Below are 17,035 nucleotides of genomic sequence, written 5' to 3' on the forward strand. Positions count from 1 at the left end.
ACGGCCGGCGCGCGGGGAGGCGCGCCGGCTTTCGACTCTTGAACGCAGGTACCTGATGTCCGCATCCGCCCCGGTTTCCGCTCCGCCCCCGGTTCCGCCGTCTTCTGTCGCGCCGCGTGCGGTTTCGCCGTTGGCGGGGTTCTTCATCGACCTGGGCATCGCCGCTGTCACGTTGTTCGGCCTGAGCCTGGTCAGCGGCGTGCTGTGGGGCTTGTACCGTGGCGTGGTGGTCGGTTACGCGACCGCGCAGGCCGGCGCTGGCGCACCCGACGCCAGTTCGGTGGCGGCGTCATTGGGCCAGCCCGGCGCACTTGCGCAGATTCTCATGGCGCTGTTTGCCACCGGCGGCGCCGCGCTGCTGCTGTACTTCTGGCGACGGCCGGCCAACGCCGCCGAACGTCATGCGTCGCGCCAGGCACTGCGCCGCCCCTCCACCTGGGGCTGGACCCTGCTGGTGGCGACCCTGATCGTGCTGGGCAGCAACGGTATCGCCTTCCTGGCCAAGCAGTTCGGCATCGAACCGGTCCCCACCAACCTGGCGCTGATGCAGAGCGCGATCGCGCGCTTCCCCTTGTTCCTGATGCTGTTCGCGGTGGTACTGGCACCGGCCTACGAGGAACTGCTGTTCCGCCGCGTGCTGTTTGGACGCCTGTGGAAGGCGGGGCGCCCGTGGCTGGGTATTGTACTGAGCAGCCTTGCTTTCGCCCTGATCCATGAAATCCCTGGCACCAGTGCAAACGGCCCGGCCGAAATCGCACAGCTGTGGCTGGTCTATGGCGGCATGGGCGCCGCGTTCTGCTGGTTGTACCAGCGCACCGGCACGCTCTGGGCCGCGATCACCGCGCACGCCCTGAACAACGGCGTGGCGCTTGCCGCGCTTGTGTTTTTCGGGGCAACGTAACGCCGTGTCCGCTTGACGAAAGATTAAGCCGCTACGCTACACACTGCGCATATGAACACGGGGGTGGACCCATGAAACAACTGCTGCTGGCCCTTGTCATCACCACCCTGGTCAGCGCCTGCGCGACCACGACCTCCCCTACCGGCCGCCGGCAGATGGTGGGCGGTGTGTCGCAGGCACAGCTGGACCAGCTCGGCGAACAGGCGTTCGCCGAAACCAAGCAGAAGGAAAAGATCAGCACCGACGGCCGCCAGAACGGTTATGTGCAGTGCGTGGTCAACGCTCTGGTCGCGCAGCTGCCGCCTCAATACCGTGGCGTACGGTGGGAGACGGCCGTGTTCGTCGACAAGGAGCCCAACGCCTTTGCCCTGCCCGGTGGCAAGGTTGGCGTGAACACCGGCATCTTCACCGTCGCCAAGAACCAGGATCAGCTGGCCGCCGTAATCGGCCATGAAATCGGGCATGTCATTGCCCGTCACCACGAAGAGCGCATCACCCGCCAGATGGGCGCACAGACCGGACTGGCGGTGCTCGGTGCGTTGGCCGGTGCGGCGTACGGTGAAGGTGCCGCCAGCACGGTCAACCAGCTTGGCGGAATGGGCGCGCAGGCGGCCTTCCTGCTGCCCGGCTCGCGCACCCAGGAGAGCGAGGCCGACGTAATCGGCCAGCGACTGATGGCCCAGGCCGGCTTCAACCCGGCGCAGGCGGTCGATTTGTGGCAGAACATGATGGCTGCCAGTGGTGGCCGCAGCCCGCAGTGGCTGTCCACCCACCCTGATCCGGCCAACCGCATCCAGGAACTGCGGCGCGATGCGCCGGGGCTGACGCCGGTCTACCAGCAGGCGCAGGCCGCCGGGCTGCGGCCAAAGTGCGGATGAGTGCGCAGTTCTATGCTGTATTGCAGCACATAAAACGATTTCTCACGCCATCTGTTTCTGATACGTTTGGCGGCTCAGATTTTTCTGACAGTCCGACTTTGCCGCTATCCGGCGGTTCGATCGAGGTGAACGATGATTTTCCGTAACCACAAAGCTGTGCTTTCCGTCCTCGTCGCGACCGCCCTGACCGGCGCCGTGGTCACTGATGCCTTCGCGCAATCCTCGCGTTCCTCCGAGCGTGGCAACCGCGGCGGCAAGCAGGCCAAGGCCGAAGCGCTGTACCCCAACGCGACCCGCCAGGAGCCGACCGTCAAGGCATCGGCCAAGCTGGGCAGCAAGCTTCAGAAAATGATTGACAGCTACAACAAGGAAAAGTTCCCGGAGACGCGCACGCAGGCCGACGCGATCCTGGCTGACAGCGCCGCGAACGAGTATGACAAGTCGCTGGCCGCGCAGCTGGCGTCGCAGGCTGCCTACCAGACCGACGATACCCCGGCTGCCATTGCCTACCTGAAGCAGGTCCTGCAGTTCAACGGCCTGGACAACAACGGCCACTTCCAGTCCATGCTGATGCTGGGCCAGTTGCAGCTGCAGGAAGACCAGACCGCCGAAGGCCTGGCGACCCTGGACAAGTACTTCGCCGAGAGCAAGTCGACCAAGCCGGAAGAGCTGATCGCCAAGGGCCAGGCGCTGTACCAGCTGGAGCGCTACCAGGAAGCGATCCCGGTGCTGAAGCAGGCCATCGCCGGTGCCACCGAACCGAAGGACAACTGGAACCAGCTGCTGATGGCGGCCCTCGCCGAAGCCGGCCAGTCCGGCGAAGCGGTGAAGGAAGCCGAGGCTCTGGCCGCCAAGAACCCGAACGACAAGAAGGCCCAGCTGAACCTGGCCAGCATGTACATGCAGGCCGACCAGATGGAAAAGGCCGCCGCGGTGATGGACAAGCTGCGCAGCAGCGGCCAGCTCACCGAAGAGCGCGAGTACAAGCAGCTGTACTCGATCTATGCCAACACCGAACACAAGGAAAAGGACGTCATCGCGGTCATCAACGAAGGGTTGCAGAAGGGCATCCTGAAGCCGGATTACCAGGTCTACCTGGCGCTGGCCCAGTCCTACTACTACTCCGACCAGGTGCCGCAGGCGATCGATGCGTGGCAGAAGGCTGCCCCGCTGTCCAAGGACGGTGAGACCTACCTGAACCTGGCACGCGTCCTGCATGCCGAAGGTCGTATCCCGGAGGCCAAGCAGGCCGCCCAGCAGGCGCTGGCGAAGGGTGTGAAGAACCAGGCTGATGCCAAGAAAATCATCAACCTGAAGTAAGTAGGAATAACGCCTGAATGCCTGCACAGTTGATGCGCAGGCGCTCAGGATTGGTATAAGCTTGGAGGTTCCTGCGGTGTCATGCACCGCTGATCAGGGATTCCGCCCCCGGCATCCCGGCCCCACTATTGAGCTCTTGGCGCATGACGGAACAACTAGTCGTTCACCGGTACGAACAACCCGATGACAAGGGGCTGAGCTGGCCTCGCATCGTCGGCATCGCGTTTGTAATTGCCCTGCATCTGGCCGCCTTCATGATGCTCCTCATTCCCGCCGTGGCTCCCAAGGCCGTTGCGGAGAAGGAGCGCAACGTCATGGTGACCATCGTCGACGCACCGCCGCCGCCGCCCCCGCCGCCGCCGCCGCCGCCGACGGATACTCCACCGCCGCCGGTGAAGAATCTGTCGCCGCCGAAGCCGTCGCCGGTCCCGCCGCCGCCGCAGGCGCCGGTCGTGGACGTGCCGGAGCCGCGCCCGAACGACATCGTCACCCCGCCGTCGCCGCCGGCACCGCCGGCACCGCCGACCTCGATCGAGGCCAGCGTGGACATCTCGTCGAAGGCCATGAATCCGCCGCGCTACCCGCCGGCAGCCTTCCGCGCGGGTATCCAGGGCGAAGTGATCCTGATCATTGATGTCGATGCCAGCGGCAACGTCACCAATGTCACGGTGGAAAAGTCCAGCCGTAACCGCGACCTGGACCGTGCTGCGATGGAAGCGGCTCGCAAGTGGCGCTTCAACGCCGCTGAAGCAGGCGGTAAGAAGACGGCAGGTCGCGTTCGCGTTCCGGTCAACTTTGCGCTGAACTGATGCGCCCGGGTGGCCGCCGGCCACCCCCGCTCCCGGTTCGATTGTTTAGCTTAGCTACACCCTTTATCACCACACACAACAAAGGTAAGCGTCATGCTGCAGGAAATTTTCATCGCCGCTGCTGCCGGGGGCAATCCGTCCAACGCCCTGTCGCAGATGGGCTTCGAGCACCTGATCCACGAAATGACCACCAAGCCGGGTGATTTCGCGGTTTCCTGGGTCGTGCTGCTGACCCTGGTCGTCATGTCGGCCATGTCCTGGTACTGGACCGTCATCAACATCTTCCGTGCTACCCGCCTGAAGAGCGCCGCCGATCGCGTCGTCAGCCTGTTCTGGGACACCCCGAACGCGCAGGACGCCATCCGTGCGATGGAAGAACAGCCGGCTTCCGAGCCGTTCTCGAAGATCGCCCTGGACGCTGCCCAGGCGGCTGCCCACCACCAGCGCGCTGAAGGCGGCGCCACCGGCGGCGTGGGTGAGAACCTGAGCCGTTCGGAGTTCGTCGACCGCGCCCTGCGTCAGGCCGTGACCCGCGAAAGCAACAAGCTGCAGTCGGGCATGACCCTGCTGGCCACCGTCGGTGCAACCGCTCCGTTCGTCGGTCTGCTGGGTACCGTGTGGGGCATCTACGGCGCGCTGATCAAGATCGGTGCCACCGGCTCCGCTTCGATCGACGCCGTTGCCGGCCCGGTGGGTGAAGCGCTGATCATGACCGCGATCGGTCTGTTCGTCGCGATCCCGGCCGTGTTCGCCTTCAACTTCTTCAGCAAGATCAACAGCGCGACCATCAGCAAGTTCGATACCTTCGCGCACGACCTGCACGACTTCTTCGCCACCGGCTCGCGCGTCCGCTGATTGCGGCGCGCGTCACCCAGCGACGAACGTAAGTAGTCACCAAGATCTAGACGGAGCCCGTTATGGCTTTCAGTAGTGGTAACAGCGGCGGCCCCATGGCCGACATCAACGTTACGCCCCTCGTGGACGTGATGCTGGTGCTGCTGATCATCTTCATCATCACGGCGCCCCTGATGTCCCACAAGGTCAAGGTGGATCTGCCGGAAGCCAACCTGATCCAGAAGCCGGAAGACGCTGAAAAGCGTTCCGGACCGATCACCCTGGCAGTCAAGGAAGACGGCTCGATCTACTGGAACGACGAAGAAATCAACAAGCAGACTCTCGAGTCGCGCTTGGCGACCGCCGCCCAGCAGACCCCGCAGCCGCCGCTGAACCTGCGTGGTGACCGCACCACCAAGATGCGTGTCATCAACGACCTGACCAAGGTCGCGCAGGAGCAGGGCATGCTTGACGTCGGCTTCGTCGCGACCAAAGAAAAGGGGCAATAAGCCATGGCATTCAGTAGTGGTGGTGGCAAGGGCCCCATGGCAGACATCAACGTCACGCCCCTCGTGGACGTGATGCTGGTTCTGCTGATCATCTTCATCGTGACCGCGCCGATCATGACGTACCCGATCGCCGTGGACCTGCCGCAGCGCGTGCTCAACCCACCGCCGCAGCTGGTCGAACCGCCGCCGCCGATCGAACTGAAGATCGACGCCAGCAACCAGGTCTCGTGGAACAACAGCCCGATCAATACCAGTGAGCTGCAGCAGCGGATGGAGCAGGAGGTCCAGCGTGACCCGACCAACCAGCCGGAACTGCGCATCGACGCCAGCCCGGATTCCGAGTACGACGTGATGGCCAAGGTTCTGGCCGCTGCGAAGAACGCTCAGATGAAGAAGATCGGTTTTGTGCAGCAGTAATCGCTACACCGCAACACAACAGTCATGACGCGACTGCAGACGCCCCTGGAGACAGGGGCGTTTTTTTTTATGCCTGCCGGCCTGGACCGCTATGATCGGCGGATGCTCGCCCTCTTCGACTCCCTGCGTCATTGGCTCGACGGCATCGCCCACCTTGGCTCGATCCTGGCGGTGGCCTACCTGCTGTACCTGCTCGCGCTGACCGGCTGGATCATGCTGCAGAAGCGTGAGCCGGTCGCCACGCTGAGCTGGATCCTGTCGTTGGCGCTGCTGCCCTACCTCGGTTTGTTCATCTACTACCTGCTGGGCCCGCAGAAGGTGAAGCGGCAGCGTCTGCGCCGTGGCCGCGCGCGGTCGGGCATGGAGCACTACAGCGACGTCTGCCCACCCGACGCCGACTGCACCGAGCTGGCCAAGATCGCCCAGGCCACGACCGGGCTTGCGCCGAGCAGCGCCACCGAAGTGACATGGCTGGTGGACGGCGCGGCGACCTACGCGGCGCTGCTTGAGGCCGTCGCACAGGCACGCGACCACGTGCATCTGGAGTACTACATCTTCAACCCGGACCATGCCGGCACCGCCCTGCGTGACGCGCTGGTGGAACGCGCACAGGCCGGCGTGCAGGTTCGCCTGCTGCTCGACGCCGTGGGCTCTTCCGCCCTGCCCCGCCGCTTCCTGCAGCCGCTGCTCGACGCCGGTGGTGAAGCGATCTGGTTCCACCCACGGCAGCTGCTGAAGCCGTTCAAGCGCCCCTGGTTGAACCTGCGTACCCATCGCAAGCTGGTGATCGTCGACGGCCGGCTGGCGTTCACCGGTGGCATCAACATCACCGACGACGAGGATGAAAGCCGCAGGGCGGATGCCTACCGCGACCTGCACATGCGCATCCGCGGCCATGTAGTGCGCAGCCTGCAGCTGGTATTTGCCGAGGACTGGCTCTACGCCAGCGGGCAGGATCCCTCGCGCATGGACATCGCCCGCCTGTGGCCAGCCGACATGCCGCTGCGCGGTGACGGTGCGATCAACGCCCAGGTGCTGGTCTCCGGCCCGGACTCGGGCTGGGAAACGATCCATCGCCTGCATGTGGCGGCGATCCAGGAAGCGCACGAGCGCGTGTGGCTGGTCACACCGTATTTCGTGCCGGGTGAAGCGGCGCGGATGGCGCTGACCTCGGCTGCACTCGGCGGCCTGGATGTGCGCTTGCTGGTACCGAAGATGAGCGATTCCTGGTTCGTGACCCAGGCCGCCCGCTCCTACTTCGATGAACTGTTGCACGCAGGGGTGAAGATCTACGAGTACGGCCCACGCATGCTGCATACCAAGGCCTTCATCGCCGATGATGATGTCTGCATCGTCGGCAGCGCCAACTTCGATCACCGCAGCTTCCGGCTCAACTTCGAGCTGTCGATGATGATCAGCGACCGTGACCGGGTGGCTGCCCTGGCCGAACTGCTGCAGGGCGAATTCGACCGTTCCACGCGGGTGCACGACCAGGCCGGCCGCTCGCTGTGGCTGCACCGCCTGCCGGAAGCCTTCGCCCGGCTGGCCTCGCCGCTGCTCTGACGCAGCGCTACACTGCGCCGATCACCCGGGGAGCCCGACTATGTACTGGTTGTACCTGCTGCTGGCGCTGGGCTGTTTCGCCTTCGCGCTGAAGACTCCCAGCGCCGGGCTGATGAGCCTGTGCCTGCTGGCCGCCCTCGCCTTCCTGCTGGCCTGGGTACGTGGCCGCTACGTGGCCCGCTTCGGTGATCTGCAGCGCGATCCGTCCACGCTGGTCGATGCCGAAGAACTGCGCCGCCTGCGTGAGCAGGCCCAGGCCCGCCGTGATGAAGACCCCATCGACCACGATCCATCCCCTCTTTCCAAGTAGTCCCGTTCCATGACCCAGCTCAGCGTCAACGTCAACAAGATCGCCGTCCTGCGCAATTCGCGCGGTGGTGCCGAACCGGACGTGGTGCGTGCCGCCCAGGCCTGCCTGGATGCCGGTGCACATGGCATCACCGTGCACCCGCGACCGGACCGCCGCCATATCACCGCCGAGGACGTGCTGGCGCTGTCCTCGCTGACCCGCGCGCGTGGCGTGGAATTCAACATCGAAGGCAATCCATTCGCGCCGCCGCGCGAGGGCTACCCAGGCCTGCTGCCGCTGTGCGCGCAGACCCGCCCGGCGCAGGCGACGCTGGTGCCGGATGGCGATGGACAGATCACCTCCGACCATGGCTTCGACTTCGAGCGTGACGGCGAGCGCCTGCGCCCGCTGGTTGCCGAACTGAAAGCAATGGGCTGCCGGGTCAGCCTGTTCGTCGATGCTGGCAACCCACTGCTGGAGCAGGCGGCCGAAGTCGGTGCAGATCGTGTCGAGCTGTATACCGGCCCCTACGCCGAAGCGCACGCGGCTGGCGACGCTGCGGCGATGCTGGAACTGTTCGCCACTGCGGCGCGGCGGGCGCAGGCGGTGGGCTTGGGCGTCAACGCCGGCCACGACCTGTCGCAGGACAACCTGCGCGATTTCCTGGCCCATGTGCCGGGCGTGCTGGAGGTGTCGATCGGCCACGCGCTGATCGGTGAGGCGCTGTACGAAGGGCTGGATGCTACGGTGCGCGGCTACCTGGCGCTGCTTTGATGTATTGCAGCCGAGCGTAGGCTCGGCTCTACAAAGGGTATCCGTATCCACTGTAGAGCCGAGCCCACGCTCGGCTCAGACTTGCCCTGAACCCTTCAGGCAGCCGTCGCAGCCATTGAGACGGCTGCGGCGTAACCTGCCGCAATGGGTATCGCGATCAAGGGCCGAGGTTCCACGTCCCACCTTGCCGGGCGCTTTGAAAGCACCGTCAGCGAGGCGGTGGACGACGGCTGGGCGGTCGATGAGAGCGAGGAATTCCTCGCCCCACGCCTGCGCACTGAAGTACGCGCCGAGACCGCACGCAGCATCATCAGCCGCAACACCTCGCCGGATGTCGGCTTCAGCCAATCAGTGAATCCGTACCGCGGTTGTGAGCATGGCTGCTCCTACTGCTTCGCGCGCCCCTCGCACGCCTATCTGAACCTGTCGCCAGGCCTGGACTTCGAGACCAAACTGTTCGCCAAGACCAATGCACCACAATTGCTGCGCAAGGAACTGTCGAAGCCGGGCTACGTACCGCAGCCGATCGCACTGGGCATCAACACCGATGCGTACCAGCCGATCGAACGCAAGTTCAAGCTCACCCGCCAGCTGATCGAAGTGATGCTGGAAACCAGGCATCCGTTCTCGTTGATCACCAAGAACGCGCTGGTCGAGCGTGACATCGATCTGCTCGCACCGCTGGCGGCGGAGAACCTGGTCAGCGTGCATTTCTCGGTGACCTCGCTGGACCCGCATCTCTCCGCGAAGCTGGAACCGCGCGCATCGGCACCGCACGCACGGCTGCGTGCGATGAAGCGGCTGCATGAAGCCGGCATTCCGGTCGGGGTGATGGTGGCGCCGGTGATTCCGTGGATCAACGACAGCGAGCTGGAAGCCGTGCTGGAAGCCGCACGCGACGCAGGTGCGAGCACCGCAGGCTACGTGCTGCTGCGCCTGCCACTGGAAGTGGCCCCGCTGTTCCGCGATTGGTTGGACACCCATCATCCCGATCGCGCCGCGCACGTGATGAGCACCATCCAGCAGCTGCGCGGCGGCAAGGACTACGACAGCCAGTTCGGTACCCGCATGCGTGGCCAGGGTGTGTATGCGGAATTGTTGAGCAACCGCTTCAAGCTGGCACGCAAGCGGCTGGGCTTCAATGCGCAGAACAGCCATTGGCCGAAGCTGGATTGCAGCCGGTTCCAGAAGCCGTTGCCGCCAAAGAAAGAGTCACCGCAGGGCAGTCTGTTCTAGAACTCTGGACCTCAGCGCCACGCAACGGTAACAATCCGCAGCAAAGGCGGGGACTGGGGAGAGGGGAGTTCAGCATCATGGATGCAGAACAGCTCCGCCTACCGGGTCGAGTCGACGCTTCCGGATCCTTGAGCGCATGAAATGAAGTTCATCTACTGGCTGGGCATCGCGTTCCTGTGGATGCTCCCATGGAACTTTCTTCTACTGACGGTGGCCAAATTGCTGTCAGCGGATCCGCTAGGCAGCGAAGAGCTGATCGGCCTCGGCACTGCCATATTTGGTGGGGCAGCGGGAGGGATCCTGTATCGCCGTCGTCCTCGCAAGCCCCTCGCTCCGTCGAGCATCCATGATCCGGTGCACGGGGCAAAGACGACTGAAGCCTTGCGGGATTCAAGTTGCGACGAACAACGACAGTCGGGGAATGGGCCTTGAAAAAGGTACCGTTGCGCCATCTGCTCCTGTGCACTGTCATTGCGGCCCTGACAAGCGGTACTTATCTTTCAATGTTTGGATCCATCGGACGTGGCGATTGGACCGGAAAGCCTACAGAAGCAGAACTGCGCGCTGCCACCGATACCTTTGAACTCCCTTCAGGGGTCCATCCCACGAACGTTACGTTCTTACCGAAGGTCACGTTCCTGGGGGCCGTCTTCGACGCCGAACTCGAATCTGATCCAGAGCAGATCGCCGCTTTCTTCATCAAACAAGCCGCAGAGAAGCGGTGGCGACTGCAGAAAGACAAACGGCAGCGCGATTACAGATTGATGGTCTTCTGCGAGGATCGCCTGGCGCGCTCGGTAGAGCTGACGACAAGGGGCAGTACGGTGAAGCTCTATGGAGGAACCTACTGGGACTCGGACAGGGGCGGCGACTACTACTGCTCTCCTGAGGCCCGGTAATCCACCGACGGCATAACGAACTTGCCTGGATACCGGCCTCAATCGGGAGGGGCGCGATGCCCTCACCCTCCCCCAAACAACTTCTGCGCGCTCTGGAACAGGATCCAACTCGTCGCGATGAACTTGTCCCCACCCTGTGGCCGGTTGCCACGATGGGTGTGGGTGAACGCAGTCGGCGCAATCAGCAGGCTACCGGTGCGTGGTGCGATCTTCCGCTCCTGGAACAGGAACTCGGTTTCGCCCTCTTCGAACTCGTCGTTGAGGTACAGCGTCCACAACACGTGCCGATGCAGGGTCTCGGCCTGCACATCCTTCGGGTACAGCTCGCAGTGCCAGTAGGGGTACCCGCCCTCGCCCGCCGCATACCACTGCAGGTTGATGGCGCCGGGGCGCAGGCAGGTGCGCGCAAGATCCGCCAGTTGTTGTGGCGGCATGTCGGGGAAGTCCTCGGCGGACAGGCGTCGCGGTTGGCCGTTGCTGTCCTGGACCTGCAACATCAGCGGCGCAATCAACGCCTGTGGATAACGGCGTAGATAAGTCAGCAGGCCATTGAACACCGCATGCTGCAGCTGATGGTCCACATCCTGCCAGCCATCAAGTCCGCTGATGCGCAGATCCTTGCTGTGCTTGAGTTCCGGGAACACACCACTGCCTACCGCACCTGGCCGCAGCCCCTGTGCGGCGCGCATCCGCTCGACGATCGCAGCGCAGACCTCGCTGGGGACCGCGTTGTGGATGACTTCGATGAAATCGACCGGGCCCTGCTCGTGCATGCATGCATTCCTTCGGCGGCAACGGCTTGATGGTGCCGTTTGCCGCCCCCGGTGTCACCCTGCGGTCATGTCATCGAACTGCCATGACGTCTGTCAGGCGATAGGCCGTCAGCCCTGTGCGTCGTCGTGCGCGTGGTGGTAGCGCACGGCTTCGGCCACTTCCTCGCGCGAACCCAGGAACACCGGCACGCGCTGGTGCAGCTGGTCGGGCTGGATGTCGAGGATGCGTTCGCGGCCGGTCCAGGCGGCGCCGCCGGCCTGTTCGACCAACAGGCCCATCGGGTTGGCTTCGTACATCAGCCGCAGCTTGCCGGCCTTGGACGGATCCTTCTTGTCCCACGGGTAGATGAAGATGCCGCCGCGGGTCAGGATGCGATGCACGTCGGCCACCATGCTGGCGATCCAGCGCATGTTGAAGTTCTTGCCGCGCGCGCCTTCCTTGCCCGCCAGCAGGTCGCCCACGTAGGCCTGCATCGGCGCTTCCCAGTGACGCTGGTTGGACATGTTGATGGCGAATTCCTGGGTGGCCGCCGGAATCTGCATGTTCTCGGTGGTCAGCACGAACTCGCCCTTCTCGCGGTCCAGAGTGAAGGCGTGGGTGCCATGGCCGACGGTCAGCACCAGCTGGGTGCTGGGCCCGTAGATGCAGTAGCCAGCGGCGATCTGCTTGCTGCCCGGCTGCAGGAAGGCGTCATCGCCCGGCAGTTCGACATTGGTCGGGCAACGCAGCACCGAGAAGATGGTGCCGACGGAGACGTTGACGTCGATGTTGGAGCTGCCATCGAGGGGGTCGAACAGCAACAGGAAATCACCGCGCGGATAGATGTCCGGCACCGGCTGGCTGTGGTCCATTTCCTCCGAGGCGCAGGCGGCGAGGTGGCCACCCCAGGCGTTGGCTTCAAGCAGGATCTCGTTGCTGATGACGTCCAGCTTCTTCTGCGCTTCACCCTGCACGTTGCCGGTACCGGCATCGCCGAGCACGCCACCGAGGGCGCCCTTGCTGACGGCGATGGAGATGCTGGTGCAGGCGCGGGCGACGACCGCGATCAGCTGGCGCAGGTCGGCATTGATGCGGCCGGCGTGCTGTTCCTGGATCAGGAAGCGGGTCAACGAAGTACGGGACATGGGCGGGCAGGTCTCGGCAGCGGGAAAACGCCTATTGTCGCCCGTATGGCGGGGGCGTGCGTGAGCGCGGGAAGGCGTAATCGTTTCCAGATGCGTTGCGCTCGTGGCGCCTTCCTTCTGTAGAGCCGAGCCCGCGCTCGGCTGCTCTTCGTCCTTCATGCCGCACAAGCCGAGCGTATGCTCGGCTCTACAGAGACCAGGGCGCAAAAAACAAAGGCGCCTTTCGGCGCCTTTGTCCTCAAGCTACTGGAGCGTTGCTTCAGCCCTTGGCGACGGTGGCCACGGCCTTGGCGACGTATTCCAGGTTGTTCTGGTTCAGCGCGGCCACGCAGATGCGACCGGTGCCGACGGCGTAGATGCCGAACTCGTCGCGCAGGCGCTCGACCTGCTCACGGCTCAAGCCGGAGTAGGAGAACATGCCGGCCTGCTCGTTGATGAAGCCGAACTGCGGGGCACCTGCAGCGGCCAGCTTCTCGACCAGGCCCTGGCGCAGGGCATGGATGCGCTCGCGCATCTCGGTCAGCTCCTGCTCCCACATCGCGCGCAGTTCCGGGTTGGTCAGCACGCCGGCCACCAGCGCAGCACCGTGGGTGGATGGGCTGGAGTAGATGGTGCGGATCACGCGCTTGACCTGCGACTGCACGGCCTTGGCGTCAGCGGCGGTCGGCGCCACCATCGACAGCGCACCCACGCGCTCGCCGTACAGCGAGAACGACTTGGAGTACGAGTTGGCGACGATGAAGCTGTCGATGCCGGCTTCGGCGATGATGCGCACCGCGGCGCCGTCCTGCTCGATGCCCTTGTCGAAGCCCTGGTAGGCCATGTCGATGAAGGGGAACAGCTGCTTGTCCTTCAGCAGCTGTGCGACCTGCTTCCACTGGGTGACCGTGAGGTCGGCACCGGTGGGGTTGTGGCAGCAGGCGTGCAGCAGCACCACGGTGCCGGCTTCCAGCTTGCCCAGGTCCGCCAGCAGGCCGTCGAAGTTGACGCCGTGGGTGGTCGGATCGAAGTAGGTGTAATCCAGCACCTCGAAGCCGGCCGCGCTGAACACGGCGCGATGGTTTTCCCAGCTCGGGTTGCTCAGCGCAACGGTGGCGTGCGGCAGCAGCTTCTTCAGCACGTCGGCGCCGACGCGCAGCGCACCGCTGCCACCAACGGTCTGTGCGGTGGTGACGCGGCCGGCGGCCAGCAGCGGCGAGTCCTTGCCGAACACCAGCTCACGCGTGGCCTGCGTGTACGCCGGCAGGCCATCGATCGGCAGGTAGCCGCGCGGTTTGGCTTCAGCGGCGAGCTGCTGCTCGATCTGCTTGACGGCGCGCAGCAGCGGAATGCGGCCGCTCTCGTCGTAGTAGATGCCCACACCCAGGTTGACCTTGGTCGGGCGGCTGTCGGCGTTGTACGCCTCGGTCAGGCCCAGGATCGGGTCGCCTGGGACCAGTTCCACGTTTGCAAAGAAGGACACGGCGGTACTCGTTCGGTAGACGGAAAGGGGGAGGAAGTGCGCTACGCGGTCTGCGGCGTTTCGGCCGGAAACAGCCCATCGTAACAAAGCCTGCCGGGGCTGGCCGCCGCCATCGTCATCCACGGCCCCCTACCATGGCGTGCGTTGCCGCCCGACCCATCAACCTGAATCATGAAAACTGCCGCACGCCGCCGTAGCCTGCCGCTTTCCGCCCTGCTGCTGTCGCCCTGGGCGGTGATGGCCGCGCCTGCGCCCACCGCCCTGCCGGCGGTGCAGGTACAGGCTGCACGGGTGCCGGGCATCGACCCGTTCGCGCTGCCGGCCAGCCAGGACACGGTCTGGATCGATGCCAGCCGCGCTGGCACCGGCGCGCAGCTGTCCGAAGCGCTGGCTGGGGTACCCGGTCTGCTGGCGCGCGACCGGCAGAACTTCGCCCAGGACACCCAGCTGTCGATCCGTGGCTTCGGCGCGCGTTCGACCTTCGGGGTGCGCGGGGTACGGGTGTTGATCGACGGGGTCCCTGCAACCATGCCCGATGGCCAAGGCCAGCTGTCACATGCCAGCCTGCTTGGTGCCGAACGCATCGAGGTGCTGCGTGGGCCGTTTTCCGCGCTCTACGGCAATTCCTCCGGTGGCGTGCTGCAGGTCTGGAGCGAACAGGGCCAGGCCGGCGACCCGTGGCGGTTGCGGCTCAGCGCCGGTGCCGACAACACGCTGAGCGTCGGTGCACAGCTGAAGGGGGCCGGCCAAGTACTGGACTACAACATCGCCGCCAATCACTTCCGCACCGATGGCTGGCGCGATCACAGCCAGGCACGCCGTGAATCGCTCAACGCGCGCATCGGGGGCGAGCTGGGCGGCGGGCGGCTGGAGCTGTTGCTTAATGCGCTTGATGCACCGGATGCGCAGGACCCGCTGGGCCTGACCCGTGCCCAGGTGGCGGCTGATCCGCGCCAGGCCACGGCAGTCGCGCACCAGTACAACACCCGCAAATCGGTGCGCCAGCAGCAGGCCGGCCTGCGCTGGACACGTGAAACCGGGCCGCAGCGCTGGCAGCTGATGGGCTATGCCGGCCAGCGCGCGGTACGCCAGTACCTGCCGATCCCACCGACCGCCCAGGCCAACCCCCTGCATGCCGGCGGGGTGATCGATCTGGAGGGCGGCTACGGCGGGCTGGACGCGCGCTGGGGCTGGCAGGGTGACCTTGCCGGCCGGCCGCTGGACCTGGTGGCCGGGCTCAGCGCCGACCGCCAGCGCCAGCATCGCACCGGCCATGAGAACTTCCTCGGCAGCGCCCTGGGCGTGCGTGGACGGCTGCGTCGTGACCAGATCGACGTCGTGCAGAACGTGGACCAGTTCGCCCAGGCCTGGTGGCAATGGAGCCCGCGCTGGTCGTTGCTGGCCGGCCTGCGCCACAGCACCGTGCGTTTCAACTCGGACGATCGCTACATGACCGCCCGCAACCCGGATGATAGTGGTCACCGGCGCTACCAGGCGACCACGCCGGCGGCCGGGATCAGCTTCGAAGCGAGCCCGCAGTGGCGGCTGCACGCGGCGGTGGGACGTGGCTTCGAAACGCCTACCTTCAACGAACTGGGCTATCGCGCCGACGGCCAAGCGGGATTGGCGCTGGATCTGGCGGCCGCCCGCAGCCGCAATCTGGAGATTGGAAGCAAGTGGCACGCGCAAGGCGGAGCCCAGCTCGATGTCAGCGTATTCCGCGCAGATACCAACGATGAGCTGGCAGTTGCCAGCAATATCGGCGGGCGCAGCACCTATCGCAACATCGGCCGCACCCGCCGCCAGGGCATGGAACTGCAGTACCGGCAGCCGCTGGGCGAACAGCTGGAACTGCAGCTGGCATGGACCTGGCTGCAGGCTCAGGTGCGCTCGCCCTACCTGACCTCGAACACCTTGGTCGCCGCAGGCAGCCGCCTGCCCGGCGTGCCCCGCCAACAGGCCTTCGCACGCCTGCAGTGGAGCCCCGCTGAGTGGCAGTGGGCGCTGGAGGCCTCGGCCAGCAGCGATACTGTGGTCAATGACGTGGCCACCGAGCGCGCGCCGGGCTACGCCCTGCTGCACCTGGAAGCCGGCCGTCGATGGACGCTGCCGGGCGGTGAGCTGCGCGCCTTCGCCCGGCTGGAGAACGTGCTGGACCAAGCCTACATCGGCTCGGTGATCGTCAATGACGGCAATGGTCGCTTCTACGAGCCGGGACCGGGACGGCGAGCCAACGTCGGCCTGCAGTGGTCGTGGCGCTGAAGGGGTAGTGCCGGCCGCTGGCCGGAATCGCGCCGCGCAGGGCGTCAGGAGGCTGCCGGCCTGCGGCCGGCACTACCGGTCAGTCGGGGGCCTTGGCCGGCACGAACGGCGAGGTCGGGTCGCTGGCCGGGAAAGTCTCCTCCAGCGCCTCGTCCTGGTTGTCGCTGGCGCGCTGCTTGCGCTCGCGGCGCTTGAGCGGGCTCTCCTGGCCACCACGGTGGCGGTCACCGCCATCCTTGCGGTCCTGGGCCGCCTGTTCAGCCTCGTGCTTCACCGGCAGGTGGTCGTGCTCGGCATCGAAGAACGGCGCGCCGGTGCCGCGGTAGTCGGCGTTGTCGGCATCGCGCTTGCCGCGCTGCTCGCCGGGAATGGGCGGGTGGTTCTCCCGCAGCGGGTCTCGCGAGGTCTCTCGGCTCATGGTCTGGTACCTGCCCTTGGGGGGATTCCACTACACCGCCCCGCAGGTAAAGCCGTTGCGAACCTGGCGTCATGAACATCTCGCTCACCCCCCGGTAACGGCACCGCGCGTATTCCTGCCCACCCGCCCCCGCTGCAGGAGCCGGCCATGCCCCGTCTTGAACGACCCGCACCGTCCGTGTTCAACGCCCTGCTCGATCCACTCGCCCAGCGCACTGCCCAGCGCCGCACGCGCCGCCAGGAAGATCCGCAGGCGGTGGCGCAGGACTACCTGCAGTACATGATCAGCGACTACGAGGAGAGGCGTGGCCAAAGCCACCGCAACTGGCGCGATCTGTGCCCGGTATATGCCTTCGCGCTGACGACCCATGCCGCGGATTGGCCACGCGGTGATGCTGCCGATACCTGCGAGGAACTGGCCGAGCATTGGGAACAGATGCGCGGGCAGTCGCGGCTGGGCTGGTCGCAGGCACGCCCGGTCGTGGAGGACGCCTGGCGCGCGCTGGACCATATCCCGGCGGCGGCGGTGAGGCCGTTGCTGCAGTAATGCCGGCCGCTGGCCGGCAA

Annotated in this window: 19 protein-coding genes; 15 read left to right on the forward strand and 4 right to left on the reverse strand. The window is 65.5% G+C overall.

What is annotated here, in order from left to right; translation table 11 throughout:
• Positions 1 to 55 precede the first annotated feature (55 nt).
• The 13 genes from AC5P8C_RS16005 to AC5P8C_RS16065 all read left to right on the forward strand — a co-directional run bounded on the left by AC5P8C_RS16005 (position 56) and on the right by AC5P8C_RS16065 (position 10,429).
• A complete protein-coding gene (locus AC5P8C_RS16005) occupies positions 56 to 901 on the forward strand; it encodes a CPBP family intramembrane glutamic endopeptidase (protein ID WP_019658800.1) in 846 nt (281 codons plus the stop codon).
• Positions 902 to 972: 71 nt separating this feature from the next.
• A complete protein-coding gene (locus AC5P8C_RS16010; protein ID WP_495219086.1) occupies positions 973 to 1,779 on the forward strand; it encodes a M48 family metallopeptidase in 807 nt (268 codons plus the stop codon).
• Positions 1,780 to 1,911: 132 nt separating this feature from the next.
• Positions 1,912 to 3,099: a tetratricopeptide repeat protein gene (locus AC5P8C_RS16015; protein WP_021204595.1), complete on the forward strand. Its 1,188-nt coding sequence runs from the start codon at positions 1,912 to 1,914 to the stop codon at positions 3,097 to 3,099.
• A gap of 143 nt (positions 3,100 to 3,242) precedes the next feature.
• Positions 3,243 to 3,908, forward strand: a complete 666-nt coding sequence (locus AC5P8C_RS16020; protein ID WP_495219163.1) for an energy transducer TonB — start codon at positions 3,243 to 3,245, stop codon at positions 3,906 to 3,908.
• A gap of 93 nt (positions 3,909 to 4,001) precedes the next feature.
• Positions 4,002 to 4,763, forward strand: coding sequence for a TonB-system energizer ExbB (gene exbB / locus AC5P8C_RS16025; RefSeq protein WP_004132614.1), 762 nt, complete (start codon positions 4,002 to 4,004; stop codon positions 4,761 to 4,763).
• A 62-nt stretch (positions 4,764 to 4,825) separates the two neighbouring features.
• Positions 4,826 to 5,251: an ExbD/TolR family protein gene (locus AC5P8C_RS16030; protein WP_005411739.1), complete on the forward strand. Its 426-nt coding sequence runs from the start codon at positions 4,826 to 4,828 to the stop codon at positions 5,249 to 5,251.
• Between the two features lie 3 nt (positions 5,252 to 5,254).
• A complete protein-coding gene (locus tag AC5P8C_RS16035; protein WP_005411740.1) occupies positions 5,255 to 5,668 on the forward strand; it encodes an ExbD/TolR family protein in 414 nt (137 codons plus the stop codon).
• 102 nt (positions 5,669 to 5,770) lie between these two features.
• Complete coding sequence (cls, locus tag AC5P8C_RS16040) at positions 5,771 to 7,231, forward strand: cardiolipin synthase (RefSeq protein ID WP_026346894.1); 1,461 nt, start codon at positions 5,771 to 5,773, stop codon at positions 7,229 to 7,231.
• Positions 7,232 to 7,271: 40 nt separating this feature from the next.
• Positions 7,272 to 7,541 (forward strand): hypothetical protein, encoded by a 270-nt coding sequence (locus AC5P8C_RS16045; RefSeq protein WP_019658804.1) that lies wholly within the window; start codon positions 7,272 to 7,274, stop codon positions 7,539 to 7,541.
• 9 nt (positions 7,542 to 7,550) lie between these two features.
• On the forward strand, positions 7,551 to 8,294 hold the full coding sequence (locus tag AC5P8C_RS16050; RefSeq protein WP_495219087.1) for a pyridoxine 5'-phosphate synthase: 744 nt from the start codon (positions 7,551 to 7,553) through the stop codon (positions 8,292 to 8,294).
• A gap of 144 nt (positions 8,295 to 8,438) precedes the next feature.
• Positions 8,439 to 9,530: a PA0069 family radical SAM protein gene (locus AC5P8C_RS16055; protein ID WP_478408210.1), complete on the forward strand. Its 1,092-nt coding sequence runs from the start codon at positions 8,439 to 8,441 to the stop codon at positions 9,528 to 9,530.
• A 141-nt stretch (positions 9,531 to 9,671) separates the two neighbouring features.
• Entirely contained in the window at positions 9,672 to 9,962 is a 291-nt protein-coding gene (locus AC5P8C_RS16060) for a hypothetical protein (RefSeq protein ID WP_019658813.1), read from the forward strand.
• Positions 9,959 to 10,429, forward strand: coding sequence for a hypothetical protein (locus tag AC5P8C_RS16065; protein ID WP_227844176.1), 471 nt, complete (start codon positions 9,959 to 9,961; stop codon positions 10,427 to 10,429). Before AC5P8C_RS16060 ends, AC5P8C_RS16065 begins: the two co-directional genes overlap by 4 nt.
• Positions 10,430 to 10,491: 62 nt before the next feature.
• On the opposite strand, the gene AC5P8C_RS16070 is transcribed toward AC5P8C_RS16065, so the two are convergent.
• The 3 genes from AC5P8C_RS16070 to AC5P8C_RS16080 form a co-directional block, all read right to left on the reverse strand.
• Positions 10,492 to 11,202: a 2OG-Fe(II) oxygenase gene (locus AC5P8C_RS16070; RefSeq protein WP_019658815.1), complete on the reverse strand. Its 711-nt coding sequence runs from the start codon at positions 11,200 to 11,202 to the stop codon at positions 10,492 to 10,494.
• A 108-nt stretch (positions 11,203 to 11,310) separates the two neighbouring features.
• Positions 11,311 to 12,327: a class 1 fructose-bisphosphatase gene (locus AC5P8C_RS16075; RefSeq protein WP_014035428.1), complete on the reverse strand. Its 1,017-nt coding sequence runs from the start codon at positions 12,325 to 12,327 to the stop codon at positions 11,311 to 11,313.
• Positions 12,328 to 12,586: 259 nt separating this feature from the next.
• Entirely contained in the window at positions 12,587 to 13,789 is a 1,203-nt protein-coding gene (locus AC5P8C_RS16080) for an amino acid aminotransferase (protein ID WP_099588736.1), read from the reverse strand.
• A 171-nt stretch (positions 13,790 to 13,960) separates the two neighbouring features.
• On the opposite strand from AC5P8C_RS16080, the gene AC5P8C_RS16085 reads away from it, so the two are divergent.
• Positions 13,961 to 16,051, forward strand: a complete 2,091-nt coding sequence (locus tag AC5P8C_RS16085; protein ID WP_495219089.1) for a TonB-dependent receptor family protein — start codon at positions 13,961 to 13,963, stop codon at positions 16,049 to 16,051.
• A gap of 79 nt (positions 16,052 to 16,130) precedes the next feature.
• Here the strand turns inward: AC5P8C_RS16085 and AC5P8C_RS16090 are convergent, their stop codons facing one another.
• Positions 16,131 to 16,469, reverse strand: a complete 339-nt coding sequence (locus AC5P8C_RS16090) for a hypothetical protein (RefSeq protein ID WP_005411772.1) — start codon at positions 16,467 to 16,469, stop codon at positions 16,131 to 16,133.
• Between the two features lie 147 nt (positions 16,470 to 16,616).
• Between AC5P8C_RS16090 and AC5P8C_RS16095 the strand changes: the two genes are divergently transcribed.
• Complete coding sequence (locus tag AC5P8C_RS16095) at positions 16,617 to 17,015, forward strand: hypothetical protein (RefSeq protein WP_019658818.1); 399 nt, start codon at positions 16,617 to 16,619, stop codon at positions 17,013 to 17,015.
• Positions 17,016 to 17,035 lie beyond the last annotated feature (20 nt).

The sequence above is a fragment of the Stenotrophomonas sp. YJH_SMC_46 genome (genome assembly GCF_059370315.1).

Coding starts and splice junctions, on each gene's coding strand:
- AC5P8C_RS16005 (WP_019658800.1), top strand. CDS start 56: ATGTCCGCATCCGCCCCGGTTTCCGCTCCGCCCCCGGTTCCGCCGTCT.
- AC5P8C_RS16010 (WP_495219086.1), top strand. CDS start 973: ATGAAACAACTGCTGCTGGCCCTTGTCATCACCACCCTGGTCAGCGCC.
- AC5P8C_RS16015 (WP_021204595.1), top strand. CDS start 1,912: ATGATTTTCCGTAACCACAAAGCTGTGCTTTCCGTCCTCGTCGCGACC.
- AC5P8C_RS16020 (WP_495219163.1), top strand. CDS start 3,243: ATGACGGAACAACTAGTCGTTCACCGGTACGAACAACCCGATGACAAG.
- exbB (WP_004132614.1), top strand. CDS start 4,002: ATGCTGCAGGAAATTTTCATCGCCGCTGCTGCCGGGGGCAATCCGTCC.
- AC5P8C_RS16030 (WP_005411739.1), top strand. CDS start 4,826: ATGGCTTTCAGTAGTGGTAACAGCGGCGGCCCCATGGCCGACATCAAC.
- AC5P8C_RS16035 (WP_005411740.1), top strand. CDS start 5,255: ATGGCATTCAGTAGTGGTGGTGGCAAGGGCCCCATGGCAGACATCAAC.
- cls (WP_026346894.1), top strand. CDS start 5,771: ATGCTCGCCCTCTTCGACTCCCTGCGTCATTGGCTCGACGGCATCGCC.
- AC5P8C_RS16045 (WP_019658804.1), top strand. CDS start 7,272: ATGTACTGGTTGTACCTGCTGCTGGCGCTGGGCTGTTTCGCCTTCGCG.
- AC5P8C_RS16050 (WP_495219087.1), top strand. CDS start 7,551: ATGACCCAGCTCAGCGTCAACGTCAACAAGATCGCCGTCCTGCGCAAT.
- AC5P8C_RS16055 (WP_478408210.1), top strand. CDS start 8,439: ATGGGTATCGCGATCAAGGGCCGAGGTTCCACGTCCCACCTTGCCGGG.
- AC5P8C_RS16060 (WP_019658813.1), top strand. CDS start 9,672: ATGAAGTTCATCTACTGGCTGGGCATCGCGTTCCTGTGGATGCTCCCA.
- AC5P8C_RS16070 (WP_019658815.1), bottom strand. CDS start 11,202: ATGCACGAGCAGGGCCCGGTCGATTTCATCGAAGTCATCCACAACGCG.
- AC5P8C_RS16075 (WP_014035428.1), bottom strand. CDS start 12,327: ATGTCCCGTACTTCGTTGACCCGCTTCCTGATCCAGGAACAGCACGCC.
- AC5P8C_RS16085 (WP_495219089.1), top strand. CDS start 13,961: ATGAAAACTGCCGCACGCCGCCGTAGCCTGCCGCTTTCCGCCCTGCTG.
- AC5P8C_RS16090 (WP_005411772.1), bottom strand. CDS start 16,469: ATGAGCCGAGAGACCTCGCGAGACCCGCTGCGGGAGAACCACCCGCCC.
- AC5P8C_RS16095 (WP_019658818.1), top strand. CDS start 16,617: ATGCCCCGTCTTGAACGACCCGCACCGTCCGTGTTCAACGCCCTGCTC.